Raw genomic sequence first — 21,591 nt, 5'->3', positions numbered from 1 at the left:
CGGTCAAGCTAACCAGCATCACATATCATGCGAAAGTGACACTATGAACAGAAGTATTTTAATTGTTGATGATGAAGAAGATGTGCAAGCGATCGCAAAATTGGGATTAGAAATGGGTGCTGGTTGGAACGTCTTGACTGCTTGTTCTGGTCGAGAAGCGTTGAAGGTAGCTGCCAACTTTAAGCTTGATGTTATTTTATTAGATATGATGATGCCTGATATGGATGGGCGTGCCACTCTGCAACAACTCAAGGCTAACCCTGTCACTCAGTCAATTCCAGTAATTTTACTAACTGCTAAAGTCCAAGATTCAGATCGAGATAGCTTTACAGGCTTAGATGTAGCTGCTGTCTTTGCTAAGCCTTTTCGTCCCCTGAAACTGGCAGGACAAATCAGTGAAGCATTGGGTTGGTGCTGATTAAGCTAGTCTGCCTTTAAGTTGCATAATCCTTAGCCTTAGAAAGACGCGGGGACACGGAGAAGGGGAGACGCTCTGATGCAATTTAAATGATTATTAGCTTATAAATTAGTACAAACATTTTATAAATTGAGTAGATACCAATGACAGCTTATTATGACTCCATAGCCGAGCAGTATAAAAAATCCAAACAATTGCCATTTCGCTTGCATATTGAAGCATATACATACTTTAATATGCTTGGTAATTTAGTTGACAAATCAATCCTTGATTTGGCTTGCGGCGAAGGATTCTACACCAGACAATTCAAACTCCAAGGTGCAGCAAAGGTGGTAGGAGTAGAAATTTCTGAAAAAATGATTGAACTCGCAAGACGAGAAGAAGCTACCCAATCTCAAGATATTGAATATATTCTTGCTGATGTACTCGAACTCGGAAAAATTGGCAACTTTGATTTAGTTGCAGCTTCCTTTCTCCTAAATTATGCTCAAACGAGAGAAGAATTACTCAAAATGTGTCAGAGCATATTTATTAATCTGAAACCAGGTGGTCGTTTTGTAACTATGAATAATAATGCTTCTCAGCCGCCTACATCTTATCTTGCAACTAAAAAATATGGATTTATTAAAAGTATCAACTCACCATTAATAGAAGGCACACCGATAACATATACAATTTATGGTAATGGGCAGGAATTTAGCTTTGATAACTATTATCTCAGCACAGAAACTTATGAATGGGCATTTCGGAGTGTTGGTTTCCAAGAGGTTCGCTGGCAAAAACCAATACTTTCTCCTGAAGGTGTAGAAGAATTTGGTCAAGAGTTTTGGCAGGATTTTATTGACTGTGTACCCATAATTGGTATTGAGTGTGTCAAAGGGATTGGGGATTAGATATTGGAGTTACAAAATATCAGTTTAATTCAGTGTTGAGAAAATAGAGCGATCGCTTAAAAATTTAACGTGAGTTCGACGAACCTCTCCCTGGCTTGAACTAAAGTTCAAATAGAGAATGAGGTAATATTACAATGGATAAGCTAGAAGAATACAAATTAGCAATCAAACAAGTTTTAACGGAATATCATAATTGGGCATCTGGATCAACAAATTTAAATGATGAAAGTTGCCTAGTATTTGATGAGAATCATCACCACTATATTTGGTGTTTTTTAGGTTGGAACGGCAAAAAAAAGAACGAATAATATAGGACTCATATTTGATTTGGAGAAATACATGTAGGGTGCGTTACGCCAAAGGCTAACGCACCGTCAAGAATTAAAGGTGTGTTAGGCTACGCCATAACACACCCTACATTTTAGATTTTGAATGTTCAATCCAAAATCTAAAATCTTATCGGGAATATTATTGTTTAATTTGCTAGCCAGAAAGCGACATTACGCACATAGGTTTTGATATCTTCCAAAGCGCGTGGCTCTTTTTTCATACCATCTCCCGGCGGTTCATCTACAAAAGTAGGACAGCCTTTTTCAATATCCCAGTTGTAATCTACTAAATGGTGGAAGCTGGAATTAGCTACTGCTCGTCCTAATCTATTTCCTTGTGCATCTTGATGATGCTCAATTACTACAAGCAGATTGAACTTACGACCAGTAACTAAACTTTTCCCTAAGGCTATTACTCGCGCATTTTCATTAGCTAAAGGGGCACCAATGCCGCCTTCGTGGGGATGAGCGGGAAAAAATTCGATATATCCCGAAGGCGAATTGGGATTTTTCAAAAGTTCGTGAATGGGTTCAACAATGGTAATTTTTTGATAATCACCGTTAGCCCCAGAATGATAATTAGGCCAAGAAATATAAGTTGTATATGAATCATCTCGGCTCCAGCGAGATTCATCAGGATCGGGGTTTTTTGTGTTGAAATAATGGACATCGCCAATGTCAATTAAACCGCACATCGAACAACCCATATCTTGATGATCGCGTGTTGTCAGAATACCACCACCGCGTTGCCGAAAAGCATTAATTCCGGCAATGTCCTTTTCAGTTAAACCGTTACCGACATCTAAGGCAAATAGCCAAAGTTCATCAAAATCTGATTTGTCAAGTGTACTTAATACTGGGTCATCCCCAACTGTATTAGGCTCGTAATCGCGTCCCGTAACCTCAAATAAAGAATTTCCCGCTTCATCTTTAATTGATGCTAAGTAATCTTGCAACATTGAGAAACGAAAAATACTCCAATCATCTTCAGTTTTAGGAATCGTAGTCTGCAAAAGAATACGAATTGGTTTTGCCATAACCTGTGCCAGACGAATACCACAATAGAGTATAGCGATCGCTTTGCACCAATGCTTAAATAATTCCAAAACATCCCTCCCAAGCATGAAACTATTTCATAACTCTAGGTAGTAGTATTGACAGTTGAGAATGGCTAAAGTAGATAAATCTGATTCACTATCACTCAACCAAATAGATCCTCATGTAGCGCGTGCTGGGGATCTCTGCCTGTCTGGGTAGCTTCAATTCAACGTTCCTTACCACAGCAACAGACGCAAAACAGATATGGAAGCAGAACAACTCCTAAAAAATTATGCCGCAGGTATAAGAGATTTTACTGGTGTCAACTTGAGTGAGGCAAACCTCAGAGAAGCTAACCTCAAAGGCGCAATTTTAGATAAAGCCATCTTAGACGGAGCTAATTTGAGTCACGCAAATTTAGCACAAACTAGTTTTGTTGGGGCAGACTTGAACGGAGCAGATTTGAGTGATGCAAACCTCAGCGGTAGCAACTTAACTGGAGCAATCTTAGATGGAGCAATCTTAGATGGAGCAACATTAGATGGAGCTAATTTGAGTCAGGCTGATTTGACAGTTGCCAAGCTGATTGAAACTAACTTAACCGAGGCAGAATTACAGCAAGCAAGCTTAATTGCTGCAAACTTAAATGGAGCCGATTTGAGTGGTGCAGATTTAACGGTAGCCGACTTGTCCCAAGCAAATCTTAGCGAAGCAGACTTAAACCAAGCAAATTTAAGCGGAGCAAATTTAGAGGGAGCCAATATAGAAGGGACAATTTTGGATGAGAATGTCTAAGGGCATGGGGCAAACAGGAAGCGTGGGAGGTGTGGGAGGTGTGGGAGGTGTGGGAGGTGTGGGAGGTGTGGGAGGTGTGGGAGGTGTGGGAAGCATAAATTCTCTTCTCCCGACATTCCCTACACTCTCTCATCTTCCCAGTCCCCAGTCCCCACACTCCCCACACTCCCCACACTCCCCAGTCCTCAGCGATGCACTGAGCTTGTCGAAGTGTCCCCAGTCCCCAGTCGCTCTTAGACTAAATAACTCGTATTCGGTACGATCGCAAAGAAGGCATACTCATACCAAGCAGTCCAGATGAAACTGCGAATCCATCGCTGACGCTTTTCGGGACTCAACTCATACTCAAATGCGCCACGGGCAGGATCGATGGAAGAGAGGTGAGAGTTGCAACCGCAGCCATGTTGATAAGTAAAACCATATTTTGAAGCAATACTTTGCACTTTCATTTGAATGGCAAATACCTTGCCTGCATGGAGTATGGCATCCCAAGAACGCTTATGTTCTATATCACGAGGGTCAAATCGTAAGGCGCGTTCTTCAAAAACATGATCTCGGTAAATTGGAGCTAAATGCACATGATAGAAACTGGCAGGCAGTTCATAACCAAATTCATTGAATAAATCTATACCAATACGAGCTACTTTTACTTGCTCGGCATACTCGATTCCCTTTAATTCCACATCCCGGAGAATTTTTGCAAAATTCGGGTAGCTGTCTTTTTTAAAGTCTTGTGCAAAAAATTCCAAGGTTTCCCACGCTAGTTGTGCAAAGATTTGGGAGAAGGCTGGTATTAAGTGAGCTAGTTGGGGGCGATCGCTAAACAAATCAACGTCACCATGCTCTAATTTGTATAGAAATAACTGTGCCATCTCAACATAACTTTGGGGATCGGAAAGCCCCACACTCGTGGTTCCTCTCGCAATCTCTTGCCATGTAGGGGGTAGTTGAGAAACGTGAACCGCATTTTCTCCGGCGATGACTGCAACACGAGGACATTCGAGAAGTTGCATCGACAATCTCCATTTAAGACTTTAATGTAATTTACACTAAGTAATCGCTTCTCGGTATTCTCCACAGAATTAAAAAATCTTTGACAGGGCGTCTTAGGGGAAGGACTGGGGACTGGGGACTGGGGACTGGGGACTGGGGACTGGGGACTGGGGACTGGGGACTGGGGACTGGGGACTGGGAAGATGAGAGAGTGTAGGGAATGTCGGGAGAAGAGAATTTATGCTTCCCACACCTCCCACACCTCCCACACTTCCTGTTTGCCCCATGCCCATTTATTCAATTTTCAAGTTGAAAGGTAAGCGGGCATAAACTCCCTGTGGGTCGTTCATTTTTTGCAGAATTTGGATTTCTTGTTGGAGTTTTTGGAATTCGGCGGTGAGGGGATGAGATTTTTGGACTTGGGTTGGCTCAATTCCTAAAGTGTCCTGCACCTCTTGAGTTGCTCGCCCAAAAAAGCGTTCTCCAAAGGTACTAAAGCGGGGATATTCTTGTAATTCCCAATCTTCTCCTAGTTTCGCTTCCTTAGCGGCATAAGCGATCGCACTATTCAACCCACCAATCTCATCTACTAAACCAATTTCCTTGGCCGCTACACCTGACCAAACCCGTCCTTGGGCGATTTCTGCTACTTTTTGTTCTGGGAGTTTCCGACCTTGGGAAACTTTATTGAGAAACATGTTGTAAATCCGGTTAACGCTACGCTGATAAAGGGCTAATTCTTGGGGCGATTTCGGGCGAGAAGCTGTTTCAGAATCAGCATAACGTCCGGTTTTGACTGAATCCCAGGTGATACCGTTGTCATTTGCCAGTTTTTGCCCATTAAGTAATATCCCAAACACGCCAATTGAGCCTGTAATTGTATTTGGTTCGGCAAAAATCCGGTTAGAGTCGCTAGCAATCCAATAACCACCGGAGGCGGCGGTATCGCCCATCGATACTACAACTGGTTTTTGTTGGCGAGTTAATTTCACTTCTCGCTGCATGACTTCGGCTGCGGTGGCGCTACCACCAGGGCTATTAATTCGCAGGACAACAGCTTTTATATCTTCATCTTGTCGCAGTTTATTAAAGATTTTGGCAAAGCGATCGCCTCCTACTTGTCCATCTTCACCCATACCATCGACAATCTCACCTTCAGCATAAACAACGGCAATTTTATTTTTTGAGTTGCGTTCTACACCTAAAGATTTACCGGAAACTTGTGCGTAATCATTCAAGTTAATTTGGCGGAATGTTTTGTCGTCTTTGTCGCTATTTGTAAGCTTTTTCAGGTCACTCACCACTTCATCGGGGTATGCTACTTGGTCTACCAAACCGCTATCTTTTGCTTGTGTTGGTTCTAAGAAAGCCTGATTATCTGCGATCGCCTGTAACTGTTGCGGTTGAATTTTCCGAGTGTTACCAACAGCATCACGCCACTCTCCCCAGACATCATCCAATAATTTCTGAGTTTGTTCGCGGTTTTCTGGACTTAGCTTTGTGAGGATCAACGGTTCAACTGCTCCCTTAAATTTCCCCACCCGCACGACTTGAACGCCAATACCATACTTCTGCAATGCTCCTGTTAAGAACATCAGTTGCGAACTCAAACCGTTGACTTCCATCAATCCCAAGGGATTAAGGACGATGGAATTTGCGGTTGAACTCACATAATATTCCTTTTCAGTCCAATTACTGCCATAGGCGACAATTTTTTTGCCAGTAGTGCGGAATTCCTCTAGCGCTCTGCGGATTTCTTTGAGAGAAGCATAACCGACATCACTACCTTCGCTGGCGCGGCTTGCATCTATATAGATACCCACAATTCGCGGATCGCGCCGCGCCTTTTCCAAAGTTTCCACAACTTTACGCAGTGTCATTCTCTCCTCAGCTACACCTGAGAGTGCATTCTGAAAGAATTCGCCAGAATTAGGTTCGCCATCAGTAATTTTCATCGACAAGTCAAAAACTAGCACTGACTTATCTTTCACTTCTGGCCCAGTATCTTTAGTGGAGGTAGCAGCCAACAGCAGCAAGAACAGTCCAGTGGTTCCCAGACCACAGAAAACAATTAGTCCCAGTACGGTGCCAATTAAACTAGCAAAAGTTTGTTTAAAAAAGTTAGTCATATCTTCTAAATCTATTCACTACTGCTTTATCGATGAAGGCAGGAGTTAGGGGGCAAGAGGCAGGAGGAAAACTCACCCCTCACTCCTGCTGTAAGCGGATGTTCAAGGGTCTAAGACCCCCACACTCACAAAAGTGAGCGTGGCTATTGTTCAGGAGGGGTTACAATCTCCAACTGAGGCAAAACCTCCTGCCTCCTGCCAACTGATACCATTTCACGAAAAATCTGATGTAGATGTAGGTTGGGTTGAGGAACGTAGACGCCGGAGGCGGCTTCCCGAAGGGTAACCCAACACCTCAAAGTCTTGTATGTGTTGGGTTTCACTTCGTTCAACCCAACCTACGCATCTGTTTCATTTTTTTCTGGAATTAGTATGAGCCTCCTCCCTCCTTCAATCATTTTCTTATAAGTAGCATTTAACTAGTAGCTTGTCTTATCTGCTGATGGAAAATCAGGATACTCAGGATCAACAGTGTTGGAATACTAGTAGTCATACCAATTCAAAATTCAAAATTCTTGCATTCAGAAAGTCAGACTTTACATAGGTTTTAGTGTTTGTATTTGTATCATATTTTTCGTCAATTGGTATGACGATCGCAATACACCACTTTGATTCGACTATGGTGTTAGCCGCAAAAGTATTTATGAGGACGAATTACGTAGCTTGCTTATCGCTGGAGGCAAGTATTACGAATTACGAATTAGATTGACGATCGCATTAGCTAAATCTAATGGTTCTACAGGTTTCGGTAGGTGTTTCTGAAATCCCGCCGCTAGTGCTTGATTATAATTAATTTCTCCAGCATAAGCAGTCAAAGCGATGGCCGGAATCTCTCCACCTTGTTCTGGCGGCAATTTTCTCACTTGGCGCAGCAACATGTAGCCATCCATCAAGGGCATTCCAATGTCGCTTAATAAGATATCTGGTTTTGACTGACCTAGCGCTTCTAATGCTTCAGTTGCTGATGTAACTGCGGTTACGGTTGCTCCATACTGTTCTAAGGCAAAGCTAAAAAAGTCACGTACATCTTCTTGGTCATCCACAAGCAGAATTTGGACTCCCAAAAGCAATGATTCTTCACTATCTAGTTCCAAGTCAGAAGATTCCGGGCTGGGAACTCCTAAATCAGAACTTTTGAGCAAAGGTAGTTTCACTGTAAAGGTTGCCCCTTGTCCTTCTCCTAGACTGTCTACCTCAACTGTACCACCGTGAAGTTCAACTAAATGACGCACAATTGCTAGTCCTAATCCCAGTCCGCCAAATATTCTGGTTGTCTTGGCATCTGCTTGGCGGAAGTAGTCAAAGACGTGAGGCAAAAATTCTGGACTGATTCCTTTACCTGTATCAATTACTTGGATTTGAGCATCCCAGTTGACTTGTTCTAAGCGTACTTCTACTCGTCCTTTTGATGGCGTAAATTTAACAGCGTTGGACAGTAAATTCCACATGATTTGTTGCAAGCGATCGCCATCGCCTAAAACTTTGCCAACATCATTGAGCACTGTTTCAATTTGAATTGATTTGGCTTCGGCGGCTAAACGCACCGTTTCTTGAGCAGCGGCGATCGCAACTTTCAAATCCACGGCATGAAGATTTAAACTCAATTTGCCTTGTAAAATCCGCGACACATCCAGTAGGTCTTCAATTAGTTGGGTTTGTAACTTGGCGTTGCGTTCAATTGTTTCTAAGGCACGGATTTTAGTTGCTTCGTCGAAGTTGCGGGTTCTCAGTAACTTTGCCCAGCCTAAAATCGGGTTAAGGGGAGTTCTCAATTCATGAGAAAGAACTGCCAGAAATTCATCTTTAATTCGGTTGGCAGTTTCAGCTTGTGCCCGTGCAGTTTTTTCTGCTTCGTAAAGTTGAGCGCGGGCGATGGCTTGTCCGCATTGCTGCCCCAATGTCAACATAAATCTCCGGTCTTCTTCGTTAAATGCTTGGGCATTAGCAAAGCTAAATCCCAGTGCGCCAATGGCTTTACCCTCTGTCGTCATGGGTATGGAAGCCCAGGCATTATTAAGAGTTAAAGCCGCGGCATCAGCTAAGCTGGGATAGTTTGCCATAAAGGCTTCTAAATTTTGGCAAAAAATCGGCTTTTTAGTTCTGACTGTTTCGGCGATTTGGTTAGGAGCAGTAATGGGAAAAGTTTCCCAGGTATCTATAAGTGATTGGGGATAACCACTTGCTTGAACAACTTTCAAGGTAGTATTTCCTTGAGTCAGTAAGACAACGGAACCAGCAGAGGCTCCCAAGGCAGTAATTCCTTGGTTCATCACCACATCAGCTACTTCTTGGGGAGTGAGGGCTTCCGAGAGGGCAGCGGTGATGCTTTGTAAAAGTACGGTACGATTGACGGATAGCTCAGCTGCTTGTTTTGCCTGTTGAGTTTCTTGGTAGAGTCTGGCATTGTCAATGGCTGTAGCAGCACGACGAGCAATATCTTCTGCTAAAGCTAAGTCTGCTGGTTGGTAGTGCCGACATGACTCGGCTGTAAAAAAAGAAATTGCGCCAAATAATTGGCCGCGGGAACGCACTGGAATCACCATTAAAGAATGAATACCCAGGCTTTGTAGCAATTGCAGATGCTCCTCGTCTTGAGCCATCTGTAAAAGATGAGAGTTAGATAATTCGGGATAAAAGACAGATATTCCCAACTTTAGCTGCTGTACAAGCTGTTGTGCCCCACTTTTGGGCGGATAACGTCGTTGGATTTTCTCTAAGATATCTCGTTTTGTCGGGTCAGCAATGGCGATCGCAATTTGTTTGCTCGACCAGTCTTCCTGAAAAACATCTACAATACACCAATCAGCTAGGGTAGGAACTGCTAAATTAGCCACGTTAGTAATGGCGACTTCATAATCCAATGAAGCAGCCAGCAAGGTGCTGGCTTCCACTAAAAACTGTTGCGTGGCTTCAACTCGTTTGCGTTCGGTAATGTCCTCGATAATACCCAACGCATAGTTGAGTTGTCCTTTACTATTCCAAACTGCTGAGGAAGTTAGGTTTGCCCAAACGATGGAACCATCTTTGCAAAGGTAGCGTTTTTCTAGGGAATAACCGTTAATTTCTTGTGCCAAAACTCGCCCAGCATTTTGTCTATCAATTTCTAAGTCGTCAGGATGAGTAATTTCCTGAAAGTTCATCTGAATTAACTCTTCATGGCTGTATCCAGTAATTTCACACAATGCCGGATTAACCTGAAGAAATCGTCCATCCAAGGCTACCAGAGCAATGCCGACAGCAGCTTGGTTAAACATTGCCCGGAATCTTTCTTCACTTTCTCGCAAGGCAACTTCTGTTTGTTTGGCTGCTGTCACATCTGCCATAATTATCCCAATTCCCACAGTTTCGCCCATGCGATTGTTGACTGGATAATAGTTGCCCAGCCAGTGTTCGTAATTTTCTGGCCGCTTTGGGATCTGGGTGCTAATTTCCACATTCAGTACTGGTTCTCCAGTCTCTAACACCCGCTGTAACTGCACTTCTAACTCAGCCGCCATCTCTGGCAGGACTTCTTGAAATTTGCGCCCTAAATGTTCTTCTATGGTTAAACCGTTAATGTCAGCGAATACCTGATTAATGCGGATATATCGCAGTTCTCGATCCAAAAAGCATACAGCAACGGGAGCGGCTGCTAGTAGGGCATCTAGAAGAGACAGAGATTCGGCGTAATGTACGAGAGCTTGGTGGATGTCGCGATAAAGTTGGGCATTTTCCACTGCTAAGGCAGCACGATAGGCCACATCTGTTGCTAAAGTCAAGTCAGAGCGATCGTAGCGACGCCCTGATTCGGCGGTGACAAAGCTGATACTGCCGAGTACTCGCCCTCTAGCGATTAACGGCACAATCATCACAGACTTCATCCCCAATTGCCGAAGAAGTTCTAAGTGTTCCTGATTTTGAGTATTTGCTACTAAAAGTGAGTCAGATACTTCGGGAATTAGTTTGCTTTGCCCAGTTTGCAATACTCTAGTAACTGCACTTGTACCCTTATAATCTTGAGCATACTGCTGAAGTTGACCTGCCAATTCGGCTTTGGATGGGTCTGCATGGGCAATTGGTAGGCGACGAATGGAGCCATCTTCATTGAGAATATCGACGCTACACCAATCTGCTAGTTGGGGAACTGAAATTTTGGCGATTTGTTCTAAGGTCTGCTCGTAATCTAGGGAAGTAGAGAGTAGGCTACTAACTTGGGCAATGTAGCGCAGTTTTTCTTCAGCCTGCTTGCGCTCTGTAATATCTATAACAAAGAAAGCTCCTCGTTCGAGAGTCCCTTCAAAATGGCTACCACCTATTAAAATCGGCAAACGCGAGCCGTCTTTACGGATATATTCTTTTTCATAGGGGGTGCAAAAGGGGCTGTTTTGCAGTTGAATAAATATTTGTTCGTCGAGTGGTGCATACTCTGGTGGAGTCAGGCTTTGCCAGTTAAGTTTGCCAGAAACTAATTCTGCACGAGAGTAACCCAACATATCCAATAGGGCATCATTAGCTTCTGTGACTTTGCCGTCTTTCTCCCAAAAGCCAATGCCAATCATATTTGACTCAACTACGCTGCGAAACTTGGCTTCGCTTTCCCGTAATGTTTGCTCAGTTTGCTTTTGTTGAGTGATATCAATGGATGTAATCCCTACTCCTAGCAACTGTCCATTTGGTAAGCACACCGGATAATAGCTGACAATACCGTAACGATAGACCCCTGGCGGATAAGTTTCACCGCTGATTTCCTGGTTGAGTAAGGGCTGCCTGGTTGCCATCACTTGCTTAAACACAGGCTCAATTTGCTCTGCCCATTCCGGTAAGACTTCCCGAAAGGTGCGACCGATATGTTGGCTCAGTGGTACACCATTGGTGGCTGCTAGAGCTTCATTAGCGTAAACGTAGCGAAGTTCGGTATCGAGGAAAGCCAGCGCCACTGGTGAAGTACTCAGCCAAGCATTAAGCAACGCTAAAGATTCATCTTTTTGCTGAAGAGCTTGCTGAAGTTCTGTCTGCAATCTGATTTTTTCTAGTTCTGCTTGCTGGCGTTGGGTAATATTCACAGCCACACAAGTAATGCCATGAATGCTATTATCTGCATCCTTTAGCGGTTCAATCAGCAAATCATAGTAACGGTTTTCTCCACAAACTGGCAGACAAACCTCTTCACGGGTGGAAATACCAGTTTTTAATACTTTTTCCTTAATTGCCGTTAATTGCTCTGCTATTGAGGCAGGAAATAATTCAGCATCAGACTTACCGAGGATTTCTAGTGCCGTGTCTCCACCTTGAGGATTATGAATCCACTGATATCGCAAATTGCGATCGTGCTGAAATATCACAATATCTGAACTGCTCAAGGCTAGGCGAAATCGTTCTTCAGAGACTTTGAGCTTTTGTAAATTTATATCAGCCCCTCTTTTAGAAGTTTTTAAGGCTTCACATAACACACTAAAAAGCAATCCCTGTAATGCAAACAACCCGATTCGCACAGAATTGGATAAGTCAAAACTCAGTTGATAAACTGGTGGTAGGAAGAAGTAATTGCTCAGTAGTACAGATAAGAAGGTTGCCAACAGCCCTGATTTCAAGCCACCATACCAGGCACTTACCATTACAGCGCTAAAAAATAGTAGAAAAGGAGTTCCACTCATGCTTAGCCAGGGGTCTAGCATCAGCATTAACACTAGCGCAAGTGCGACATTTAATACGGCGACGCCATAACGCAGTAATTGGGAATAATAAATATGGAGCATGAAATTGTCAGGGAATAACCAATACTTATTGCACAGGCTGTATACACCCTAAGCTAGTTTGCAAATTTTAGTAAGTTATCTATAGATAGATTTTTGTTGAGTGGGTAAACTTCTTTTTCTAGAAGAAAATTCTCGGATTATGTAGTATATCTAGCCCAAGTTTATAATTAATCTTCTAAAGCTATAGGAATCATTTTTGATTTATGAAAAAAACTTGGTACACCTTAATTTCCGAAAATCCTATTTATTGCCTGTTGCCTTTTGCCTCTTGCCTACCTACGCAAATCATTTCAGTAATCAAACCGGATTCCTATATAACATTTATTTGCTCAGATAAATACTAAACTTACAAAAATTAGTTACCAAAATTTATCTTAAAAATTCCAAAATAAAATCTGCTAATGGGCTGTTTGTTTATTAAGTCAGTCGCAATGTGGGATTTCTATTTAACTGAAAAAACTTCTTGCATTCAAAAAGCTGATTAGCTATTCCCCTAAAGACACCATCGATCGCGTTTGTACTCCCTACTCCCTGAAGGTAGCAAATAAGTACAAAAATCACATCTGATTGTGATAGTTAGAGGATAAATATAAAGTTTTACTTGCCAGAAGTGCTTCTGCTGTTTGGCGATCGAGAGGTTGTGAGAACAGGTAACCTTGACCAAATTCGCATCCTAGCTGCTGTAACCATTGAAGTTGCTGTGGAGTTTCAATACCTTCTGCAACAGTGCCTAATCCAAGGTGATTGCTCAAGGCAATGATGCTACTCACAACTTGGTAATTACGGTTTCCTTCTTGCATTTGACTCACAAAGGAGCGATCGATTTTCAAATTATCGGTGGGTAAGCGATGGAGATAATTGAGCGATGAATAACCAGTACCAAAATCATCAATACTAATCTGAATTTTTCTAGCTTTTAACTCGGTTAATAAGTCAATTGTCTTACTAATATTTTCAATGAGCATACTCTCAGTAATTTCTAGAACTATGGAATCGCCTGTTAAACTTGTTTGGGCGAGGATGCGATCGATGTCTTCAATTAAACTGGGTTGGCGAATATCTTGAGCAGAAAGGTTAATACTAATCTTTAGCGGCAAATGATTAATAAACTTTTTTTTCCAGTTTGCTAGTTGTTGACAAGCCGTGTAAAGCATCCAGCGATCGATTTGCACAATTAGCCCTGTTTCTTCGGCGATCGCTATAAATTCCCTCGGCAAGACAAACCCACGAGTCGGGTGTTGCCAGCGCACCAATGCTTCAAATCCAATCAGCCGCCCTGCTTGGGATTGGCTTTGCTTGTCGTCGCGATCGCCTAGTATATCAACAATCGGCTGGTAATAAATGGCAAACTCTTCTCGTTCCAAAGCTTTGCGAATATCGGTTTCTAAAGTCAGCCGATTTACTGCTTGAGTATGCATTTTAACATCAAAAATTTTGTAGGAACTTCTTTCGTGAGCTTTGGCTCGATACATGGCAATATCCGCATCCCGCAGTAAATCGGATGCTTGACAATAATCATTTTTTCCTAAAACAATCCCGATGCTTGTACCGATCACTACCTCAGCATCATTCAGTATCAACGGTGTTTGAAAATCTTTGAGGATACGCTCAGTAATTTGAATAGCTTTTTCAATACCAGGAATATCTTCTAGCAAAATTACGAATTCGTCACCACCAATGCGAGCGATTAAATCAACTTCCCGCAAATGAGCTTTTAGCTTTTGAGCAATATCCTTGAGGAGTTGGTCTCCAGCTAAGTGTCCTAAACTGTCGTTAATGACTTTGAATCGGTCTAAATCTAAAAACAAAACAGCGTAACGATAACTTTCCACTCGTTTAGCTCGGTTAATAGCTAGTTCCAGCCGCTCCACCAAAAGTGTCCGATTTGGTAAATCCGTTAATGGATCGTGCAAAGCATTGTGAATAATTAACTCTTGTGCTTGTTTTTTCTCAGTCACATCCAATAAAACACCGTACCAAACAATATCGCCGTTCTCTTGACACTCAGGACGAGCATTTGTCTGTACCCACTTGAGTTTGCCAGAGGGTGTAACTAATCGCCATTCGTAAGAGAATGGTTTTAAAGTTTGAGCGCTTTGTTTGGCGGCTGTATAAAATCCTGCACGGTCATCAATATGAATTTGTTCAAAGCAAAGAGAAGCATTTTCTAAAACTCGATCTGGCGTTAACTCTAAAAGATCCAAACAGCCCAAACTGATATACTCAAAGGCAGTAGAACCATCACAATGATATACAAGGCTGTAAATCATTCCGGGTATATTAGATGCTAATGTTTGTAACAGCTTTTGGGCTTGTTTGCGCTCTGCTCTTACCTGTGCATCTCGAAGTTCTCGACGCACTGCCTCTGGCAATCGATTTAAGTTATCCTTCATCACATAATCATGAGCGCCAGCTTTCATCATTTCCACAGCCAATACTTCGCCAATTGTGCCGGAAACTAAAATGAAAGGAATATCTTTGTGACTTTGCTTGGCTATTTCCAAAGCCGCAGGAGCATTGAAGCCTGGCAATCGGTAATCGGAAATGATCGCATCCCAGCTACCGCTATTGAGGGCTGCAAGTAGCTCTGGGGCTGTTTGGACACGCTGCCAGATTGGATTGAAACCACCACGACGCAATTCACTGAGAACTAACATAGCATCAGTCTCGGAATCTTCAACAATCAGGACGTTCAAGGTTTCACTCATCCGACAATCTCCTTGGTAACCCATTGACTAATCTCGGAATATTCTCTTTTCAATTTTTCTTCAAATTCCTTCAGGATCGATAAATGACTTAATCGGGTTTGGTTATTGTATAATCGGCTTTGTAATTTAATTATTTTTGATTTTAGATTGCCGATTTTAGATTTTTTTAAGTTTTGGGATTTGAGATTTGTTCTTCTATTTAAATTCTCTGACTCTGAAACTATTTATAAATTTTAAATTGAGAATTTTTCTATGGAAAATCTAAAATTCAAAATCTAAAATTGAGCCAACCCGGCTTTGTCCTTCTGTGTAATAGTTGCAGGCGGTTAAGCTATGCTGGAAATTCCTGAATATCAAATTCGGACAAAAATCCATGAAAGTGTTAATTCACGGGTCTATAGAGGAATTCATGAACCCGATGGATTGCCTGTAATCTTCAAGGTATTGAAGAAAGACTACCCCACCCCAGAAGAAATCACGCGCTATAAGCTCGAATACGAAATTACACGCAGCTTATCATTGGAAGGTATCATTCAGGCTTATGATTTTCAACAATATCAAAATACTTTTGTACTCATTTTAGAGGATTTTGGAGGAGAATCTTTAACAAAAATTTTAACTGCCAAAAAATTTACTCTAACACAGTTTCTGAAGTTAGCGATTCAGATAACTCAGAGTTTATCCGAAATTCATAGCGCAAATATTATTCATAAAGATATTAATCCCTCAAATATTGTTTTCAACCCCGAAACACAAGAGCTTAAAATTATTGATTTTGGAATTTCAACTGACTTATCGCGTGAGACTTTAACTATCAAGAATCCCACAGTTATAGAGGGAACACTAGCTTACATATCTCCAGAGCAAACAGCCAGAATGAATCGTTCTCTGGACTATCGAACTGATTTTTACTCTCTAGGTGCTACTTTCTACCAACTGTTAACTAATCGCTTGCCTTTTGAATCGAGTGATGCCCTGGAGTTAATTCATTATCACCTGGCTTTAGAACCTATTCCACCCCATTTTATCAATCCAGAAATTCCGGCGATGGTTTCAGAAATTGTCTTGAAACTGTTAGCTAAAACAGCAGAAGAACGGTATCAAAGTGCTTGGGGAATTAAAACTGATTTAGAAGAGTGTCTCCACCAGCTACAAAACACTGGACGAATTGAGTCTTTTTTGTTAGGGAAACAAGATATTTCTGATAAATTTCAGATACCAGAAAAACTCTATGGCAGACAAAGGGAGGTGGAGACATTATTAGCGGCATTTCAAAGAGTGGCAGGCTGCGCGCGGATGGGGGGATGGGGGGACGCGTCTTATGGCCAAGTTGAACTGATGCTGATTGGGGGATATTCCGGTATTGGGAAGTCAGTTTTGGTGCAGGAAATTTATAAGCCGATTACAGAACAACGAGGTTACTTTATTGCGGGTAAATTTGACCAGTATCGGCGGAATATTCCTTATTATGCCATCGCCCAAGCTTTTGAGTCACTAATCAAACAATTACTAACTGAAGATAAAGCCCAGCTGTGTCGGTGGCGAAAGCATCTGTTGGCTGCCCTTGGTGGCAATGGTAAAGTTATTACCCAGGTAATTCCAGCACTGGAGTTGATTGTCGGTAGTCAACCAGACGTACCTGTTTTGCCGCCAACGGAAGCCCAAAATCGCTTTCACCAAGTTTTCCAAAATTTTATCAGCGTCTTTACCTATTCACAACATCCCCTAGTTATCTTTTTGGACGACCTTCAGTGGGTAGATAATGCCTCCTTGAAACTGATCGAATTGCTAGCTACCGCAACCATTGGGCAATCTTTATTGTTAATCGGGGCCTACCGAGATAACGAGGTAAATCCCAGCCATCCCCTGATGCAGATGGTGAAGGAAATCCGCCAAAGTTCAGGGGTGGTAAATCAACTTTCTTTGTCACCGTTAAGTTTAGCTGACATCAATCAGTTAATTGCCGATACATTGCACTGTCAGCTAGGGGATTCTCTGTTATTGGCGGAACTAGTACAACTAAAAACTGGTGGCAATCCCTTTTTTATTAATGAATTTTTGAAATCTCTCCACACTGAAGGCTTATTAGAATTCCATCGCCCAACTAAAAAATGGCAGTGGTCGATGGAGCAAATTCAGTGCCGTGAAATTACAGAGAATATTGTATATTTTATGGCAGCAAAAATTCAAAAGTTGAACAAACGGACACAGCAAGTTTTACAGCTAGCTGCCTGCATTGGTAACTGTTTCGATCTGCAAACTCTGGCATTTGCCGCCCAATTATCACAGAAAGAAGCTGCCCAGGCTTTAGGAGTAGCGATCGCCCAAGGGTTAATTCTACCTTTGAGCAATGCCCACAAATCAGTAGTATTAGATGTACCACTAACAGCCGACCTGACTCCAGTAAAATACAAATTTGCCCACGATCGCATCCAGCAAGCGGCCTATTCCCTGATTCCCCAAGCCCAACAAAGCAACATCCATTGGCAACTGGGACAGTGCTTATTACAAATAACTTCCGCACAACAGTTAGAACACAAAATTTTTGATATCACCAACCAACTAAACCTGGGCAGAAAACTGATTGAAAATCAATCCCAGCAAAATAATTTGTCTCGGTTAAACCTGATAGCAGGAGAAAAAGCCAAAGCATCAGCAGCTTATGACGCTGCTTGGGGATATTTGCAAATTGGTTTGGATCTCCTGACAACTGATAGCTGGCAAACAGATTATGACTTTACCCTGACCCTGTATAATGCAACCACAGAAGCAGCATATCTGAGCGGCAATTTCGAGCAAGTGGAGCCACTATTCCAACAAGTACTCGATGGCGCAACAACCCTACTAGCCAGGTTAAAAGTTTACGATGTCAAAATTCAGACTTATGTGGCTGAAAATAAATTACTAGAAGCGATTCAAATAGCTTTAGAGTTACTTCAGCAATTAGGAATTCACCTCCCCATTAGCCCAAGCTTTGAGGATGTTCAGCAAGCACTTTTGGAAACTGACTGCAAATTAGCAAACAGACGCATTGAAGATTTGGTTGACCTGCCAATCATGTCCCAGCCAGAGATGCTAGGGGCAATGCAGCTTTTGGCAAGGATGTGTGCATCAGCTTATTTGGCAGTACCTCCTTTATTCTTGCTGATTGTACTCAAGATGGTAGATTTGCTGGTTGAGTACGGAAATATGCCGTTAGCTCCCTTTGCCTATGCTGCCTATGGAATTATTCTTTGTGGAGTTGTCTTGGACATTGAAGCAGGGTATCGATTTGGTCAACTGGCTTTAAGTCTACTTGGCCCGGATACCAAACCCATTCAAGCCAGAACCTTATTCGCGGTTACCAATCAGATTAACGTTTGGAAGACACACCTGAAAAACAGCCTCAAACCACTCCAGAATTGCTATCAAATTGGTGTTGAGCAAGGCGATTTAGAGTTTGCTGGCTACGCGGCCATGTATTTTTGTGCTTATTCATTTGCAGTCGGTCAACCCCTAACTGAACTACAACTACATCTAACCAGTTATGCTCAGGCAGTAAAACAAATCAAGCATTCAGCTGCCATTGATTTTGTGGAAATTTGCTGGCAGACTGTTTTGAATTTGGTTGAGGAAGTTCCCGATTCTGGGATGTTATCTGGTCAAGCTTATGATGAAGCAACTCGGCTACCCCAGATGGAACAAACGAATTTTCACGCAGGTTTGTTCTATTTCTACCTAAATAAATTATTCCTCAGTTATTTGTTTGGCGATGCAAATCAGGCGATGTCTGCCTTGAAAAATTTGGATGCCTGCGGCGGACTGCGCCAAGGAAGCGAATCTTTGCTGCAATTGGCAGCCACAGACCACGCCTTAGCCAATGCTGTCCTCGCCCAAGAATATTTAGCAGCCATGACCGGAGCAGCCTTGGTTGCCATGTTTCGGTTCTACGATTCTCTATGCCGACTGGCGGTGTATTCCCACACAGACACCGCAACACAATCCCAACTGCTGGAGCAAGTAGTAGAAAATCAAGCAAAAATGCAAAATTGGGCGCACCATGCCCCAATGAACTATCTACACAAGTGGTATTTAGTAGAAGCAGAACGGCATCGCGTGTTGGGTGAGGTGATGCAAGCAATGGACGCCTACGATCGCGCCATTGCCCTAGCAAGGGAGAACCAATACCTGCAAGAAGAAGCTTTAGCAAACGAACTAGCAGCAAAGTTTTATCTCGCAAACAACCGCATCACAATTGCCAAAGCTTATTTCCAAGAAGCGAGGTACGGTTATTTAAGGTGGGGAGCAACCGCTAAAGTGCGAAGTCTGGAAAAACAGTATCCCCAACTGTTAGAGGTGTACTTTCAAAAAACCGAAATACGTCAAATTAATACCACAGAATCGGCTGCAACTAATTTAGAAGCACTGGACTTAGAAACGGTGTTAAAAGCTTCCCAGGCACTTGCCAGCGAGATTGTGTTAGATCGGCTTTTGGCAAAACTGATGACGACCTTAATTGAGAATGCCGGGGCGCAAACAGGTTATCTGATTTTGCCAACCGAAGGCGAATGGCGGATTGAGGCTATGAAGTCCATTGGCAATGGCCAAGCCACTTTAATATCCAAAGACAGCAATTCTGACTTGCCAACCAGTTTAATAAATTACGTGACTCGCACCCAGGAAAGTATCGTCCTAGATAATGCTGCTGCTCAAGGCAACTTTCAGTCCGAACCTTGGATTGTGTTACGCCAATCGAAATCAATCCTTTGTACTCCGCTGTTGAACCAGGGAAAACTAACAGGAATTGTGCTTTTAGAAAACAATCTCACCACCAAAGCATTTACCCCGGAGCGAATTGAAGTCCTGCACTTACTTTTGACTCAGGCAGCGATTTCCATCGATAATGCCCGTTTGTTAAAGCAGCAAGCAGAACTGAATGCATCCTTACAGGCTGAAATTGCCGATCGCCAACAAGCCCAAAAAGACCGCGATCGCTTAATGGCCATGCTGGAGGCCACTAGCGACTTCGTTGGCATGGCAGACTCACTCGGCAATATCCTCTGGAATAATGCTCAGTTACGCAAACTGCGCGGTCTTTCTCTGGATGCAGACCTCTCCAGCTTGAAGATCTCCGACTACCATCCCCAATGGGCACTAGAGATTCTGCAAAACCAGGGCATTCCAGCGGCGATTCGAGATGGGACTTGGGTTGGTGAAATCGCTTTGCTGGACAGTGATGGCAGAGAAATTCCAGTTTCCCAAATGCTCGTTGCTCACAAAGCAACAGATGGCAGTGTAGAATATTTTTCTACCATCGTCCGGGATATCACAGAGGCAAAACGCCGAGAGGCAGAACTTAAAAGAGCAGAAACCACACTGCAAAATTTGGTTACAGGAACAGCTGCGGTTACAGGACAAGATTTTTTCCCAGCTTTGGTTCATCATATTGCCGAAGCCTTGCACGTACCGTATGCCTTGGTCACCGAACTAGTAGAAGGCAAACTGAAAGCTCTGGCTTTTTGGGCGCATGGGGTATTGCAACCAGAAGTATCCTACTTTCCGGCGCGTACACCATGCGAATTTGCCTTGAGAGACGGATTGTTTTACTGCGAAAGCTGCGTTCAGGAATTTTTTCCTGAAGACTTAGACTTAGTAGCAATGGAAGCAGATAGTTATCTGGGTATTTCCTTAAAAAATGCCAACGGCGACCCCATTGGTAATCTTTGCATTCTCGACGTGCAACCACTGTCAGATAGGCGACGAATAGAGATAATTCTAGATGTATTTGCCGCGCGGGCAGCAGCAGAATTAGAGCGCAAAAGGGCGATTGAAGCTTTGCATCAACTCAACCAGTCTTTAGAAATCAGGGTTAAACAACGAACTGTCCAACTAGAAACTGCTAACAAAGCTTTGGAGGCATTTTCTTATTCAGTTTCCCATGATTTGCGCGCACCCTTGCGGGCGATCGATGGCTTTGCGAGAATGATGCAGGAAGATTACGGCGAGCAACTTGATGCCGAAGCCAATCGTTACCTCAAAATTGTCCGCGACAATGCCAAACGTATGGGTGAATTGATTGATGATTTGTTGACCTTATCTCGTTTGGATCGTAAAGAAATGTCCCGGCAGCCAGTGTTACCCAATGAGATTATTCAAATGGCACTGAATGATTTAGCTCCGGAATGGTCGGGTCGTGAGATTGAATTTACGATCGCCGATTTACCTGTATGTCAAGCTGACCCTTCCCTGCTCAAACAAGTTTGGCTCAACCTGTTATCCAATGCCATAAAATACACCTGCTACAAACCTATTGCTTGCATTGAAATAGGTTATCAGGCGAAGAATGGTGAAGGAGTGTACTTCATCAAAGATAATGGAGCAGGATTTGATATGCGCTATGCCGATAATTTGTTTGGGGTTTTCCAACGTCTGCATCGAGAAGAAGAATTTGAAGGTACTGGCATTGGATTGGCCATCGTGCAACGCATTATTCAACGCCACGGAGGGCACATCTGGGCCCAAGCAGCGAGCGATCGAGGCGCGACCTTTTACTTCACGCTTCCCAATAATTAAC

The 21,591-nt window shown here is 42.8% G+C and carries 13 protein-coding genes; 7 read left to right on the top strand and 6 right to left on the bottom strand.

What is annotated here, in order from left to right:
* Positions 1-43: 43 nt before the first annotated feature.
* The 3 genes from H6H03_RS27880 to H6H03_RS27870 all read left to right on the top strand — a co-directional run bounded on the left by H6H03_RS27880 (position 44) and on the right by H6H03_RS27870 (position 1,619).
* Positions 44-418 carry a response regulator gene (locus H6H03_RS27880; protein ID WP_190958302.1) on the top strand — a complete coding sequence of 125 codons (375 nt, stop codon included), beginning with the start codon at positions 44-46 and terminating at the stop codon, positions 416-418.
* Between the two features lie 143 nt (positions 419-561).
* On the top strand, positions 562-1,311 hold the full coding sequence (locus H6H03_RS27875; RefSeq protein ID WP_190958301.1) for a class I SAM-dependent methyltransferase: 750 nt from the start codon (positions 562-564) through the stop codon (positions 1,309-1,311).
* 134 nt (positions 1,312-1,445) lie between these two features.
* On the top strand, positions 1,446-1,619 hold the full coding sequence (locus H6H03_RS27870) for an element excision factor XisI family protein (RefSeq protein WP_190958300.1): 174 nt from the start codon (positions 1,446-1,448) through the stop codon (positions 1,617-1,619).
* Between the two features lie 167 nt (positions 1,620-1,786).
* Here the strand turns inward: H6H03_RS27870 and H6H03_RS27865 are convergent, their stop codons facing one another.
* A complete protein-coding gene (locus H6H03_RS27865) occupies positions 1,787-2,677 on the bottom strand; it encodes a hypothetical protein (RefSeq protein WP_190958318.1) in 891 nt (296 codons plus the stop codon).
* Between the two features lie 265 nt (positions 2,678-2,942).
* On the opposite strand from H6H03_RS27865, the gene H6H03_RS27860 reads away from it, so the two are divergent.
* The gene (locus tag H6H03_RS27860; protein WP_190958299.1) at positions 2,943-3,473 is read left to right on the top strand and encodes a pentapeptide repeat-containing protein; all 531 of its coding nucleotides are present in this window, start codon (positions 2,943-2,945) and stop codon (positions 3,471-3,473) included.
* A gap of 4 nt (positions 3,474-3,477) precedes the next feature.
* On the top strand, positions 3,478-3,774 hold the full coding sequence (locus H6H03_RS27855) for a hypothetical protein (protein WP_190958298.1): 297 nt from the start codon (positions 3,478-3,480) through the stop codon (positions 3,772-3,774).
* On the opposite strand, the gene H6H03_RS27850 is transcribed toward H6H03_RS27855, so the two are convergent.
* The 3 genes from H6H03_RS27850 to sppA all read right to left on the bottom strand — a co-directional run bounded on the left by H6H03_RS27850 (position 3,707) and on the right by sppA (position 6,595).
* Positions 3,707-4,486, bottom strand: a complete 780-nt coding sequence (locus H6H03_RS27850) for a hypothetical protein (protein WP_190958297.1) — start codon at positions 4,484-4,486, stop codon at positions 3,707-3,709. The two genes, H6H03_RS27855 and H6H03_RS27850, sit on opposite strands and share 68 nt — an antisense overlap.
* Positions 4,487-4,579: 93 nt before the next feature.
* Entirely contained in the window at positions 4,580-4,753 is a 174-nt protein-coding gene (locus H6H03_RS27845) for a hypothetical protein (RefSeq protein WP_190958296.1), read from the bottom strand.
* A gap of 6 nt (positions 4,754-4,759) precedes the next feature.
* Positions 4,760-6,595, bottom strand: coding sequence for a signal peptide peptidase SppA (gene sppA, locus H6H03_RS27840; protein ID WP_190958295.1), 1,836 nt, complete (start codon positions 6,593-6,595; stop codon positions 4,760-4,762).
* A 139-nt stretch (positions 6,596-6,734) separates the two neighbouring features.
* Here sppA and H6H03_RS27835 point away from each other — a divergent pair, with 139 nt between their 5' ends.
* Complete coding sequence (locus H6H03_RS27835; protein WP_190958294.1) at positions 6,735-6,881, top strand: hypothetical protein; 147 nt, start codon at positions 6,735-6,737, stop codon at positions 6,879-6,881.
* Positions 6,882-7,281: 400 nt separating this feature from the next.
* On the opposite strand, the gene H6H03_RS27830 is transcribed toward H6H03_RS27835, so the two are convergent.
* A complete protein-coding gene (locus tag H6H03_RS27830; RefSeq protein ID WP_190958293.1) occupies positions 7,282-12,330 on the bottom strand; it encodes a PAS domain S-box protein in 5,049 nt (1,682 codons plus the stop codon).
* A gap of 557 nt (positions 12,331-12,887) precedes the next feature.
* Positions 12,888-15,062 (bottom strand): putative bifunctional diguanylate cyclase/phosphodiesterase, encoded by a 2,175-nt coding sequence (locus H6H03_RS27825; protein ID WP_242058016.1) that lies wholly within the window; start codon positions 15,060-15,062, stop codon positions 12,888-12,890.
* A gap of 309 nt (positions 15,063-15,371) precedes the next feature.
* Between H6H03_RS27825 and H6H03_RS27820 the strand changes: the two genes are divergently transcribed.
* Positions 15,372-21,590: an AAA family ATPase gene (locus H6H03_RS27820; RefSeq protein ID WP_190958292.1), complete on the top strand. Its 6,219-nt coding sequence runs from the start codon at positions 15,372-15,374 to the stop codon at positions 21,588-21,590.
* Position 21,591: the final 1 nt, after the last annotated feature.

Origin of the sequence: Nostoc paludosum FACHB-159, from assembly GCF_014698835.1 — a bacterium.
Taxonomy (GTDB): Bacteria; Cyanobacteriota; Cyanobacteriia; order Cyanobacteriales; family Nostocaceae; genus Nostoc; species Nostoc paludosum.
The sequence above is the reverse complement of the archived record's forward strand: the minus strand, read 5'-3'. Positions and strand labels throughout refer to the sequence as shown.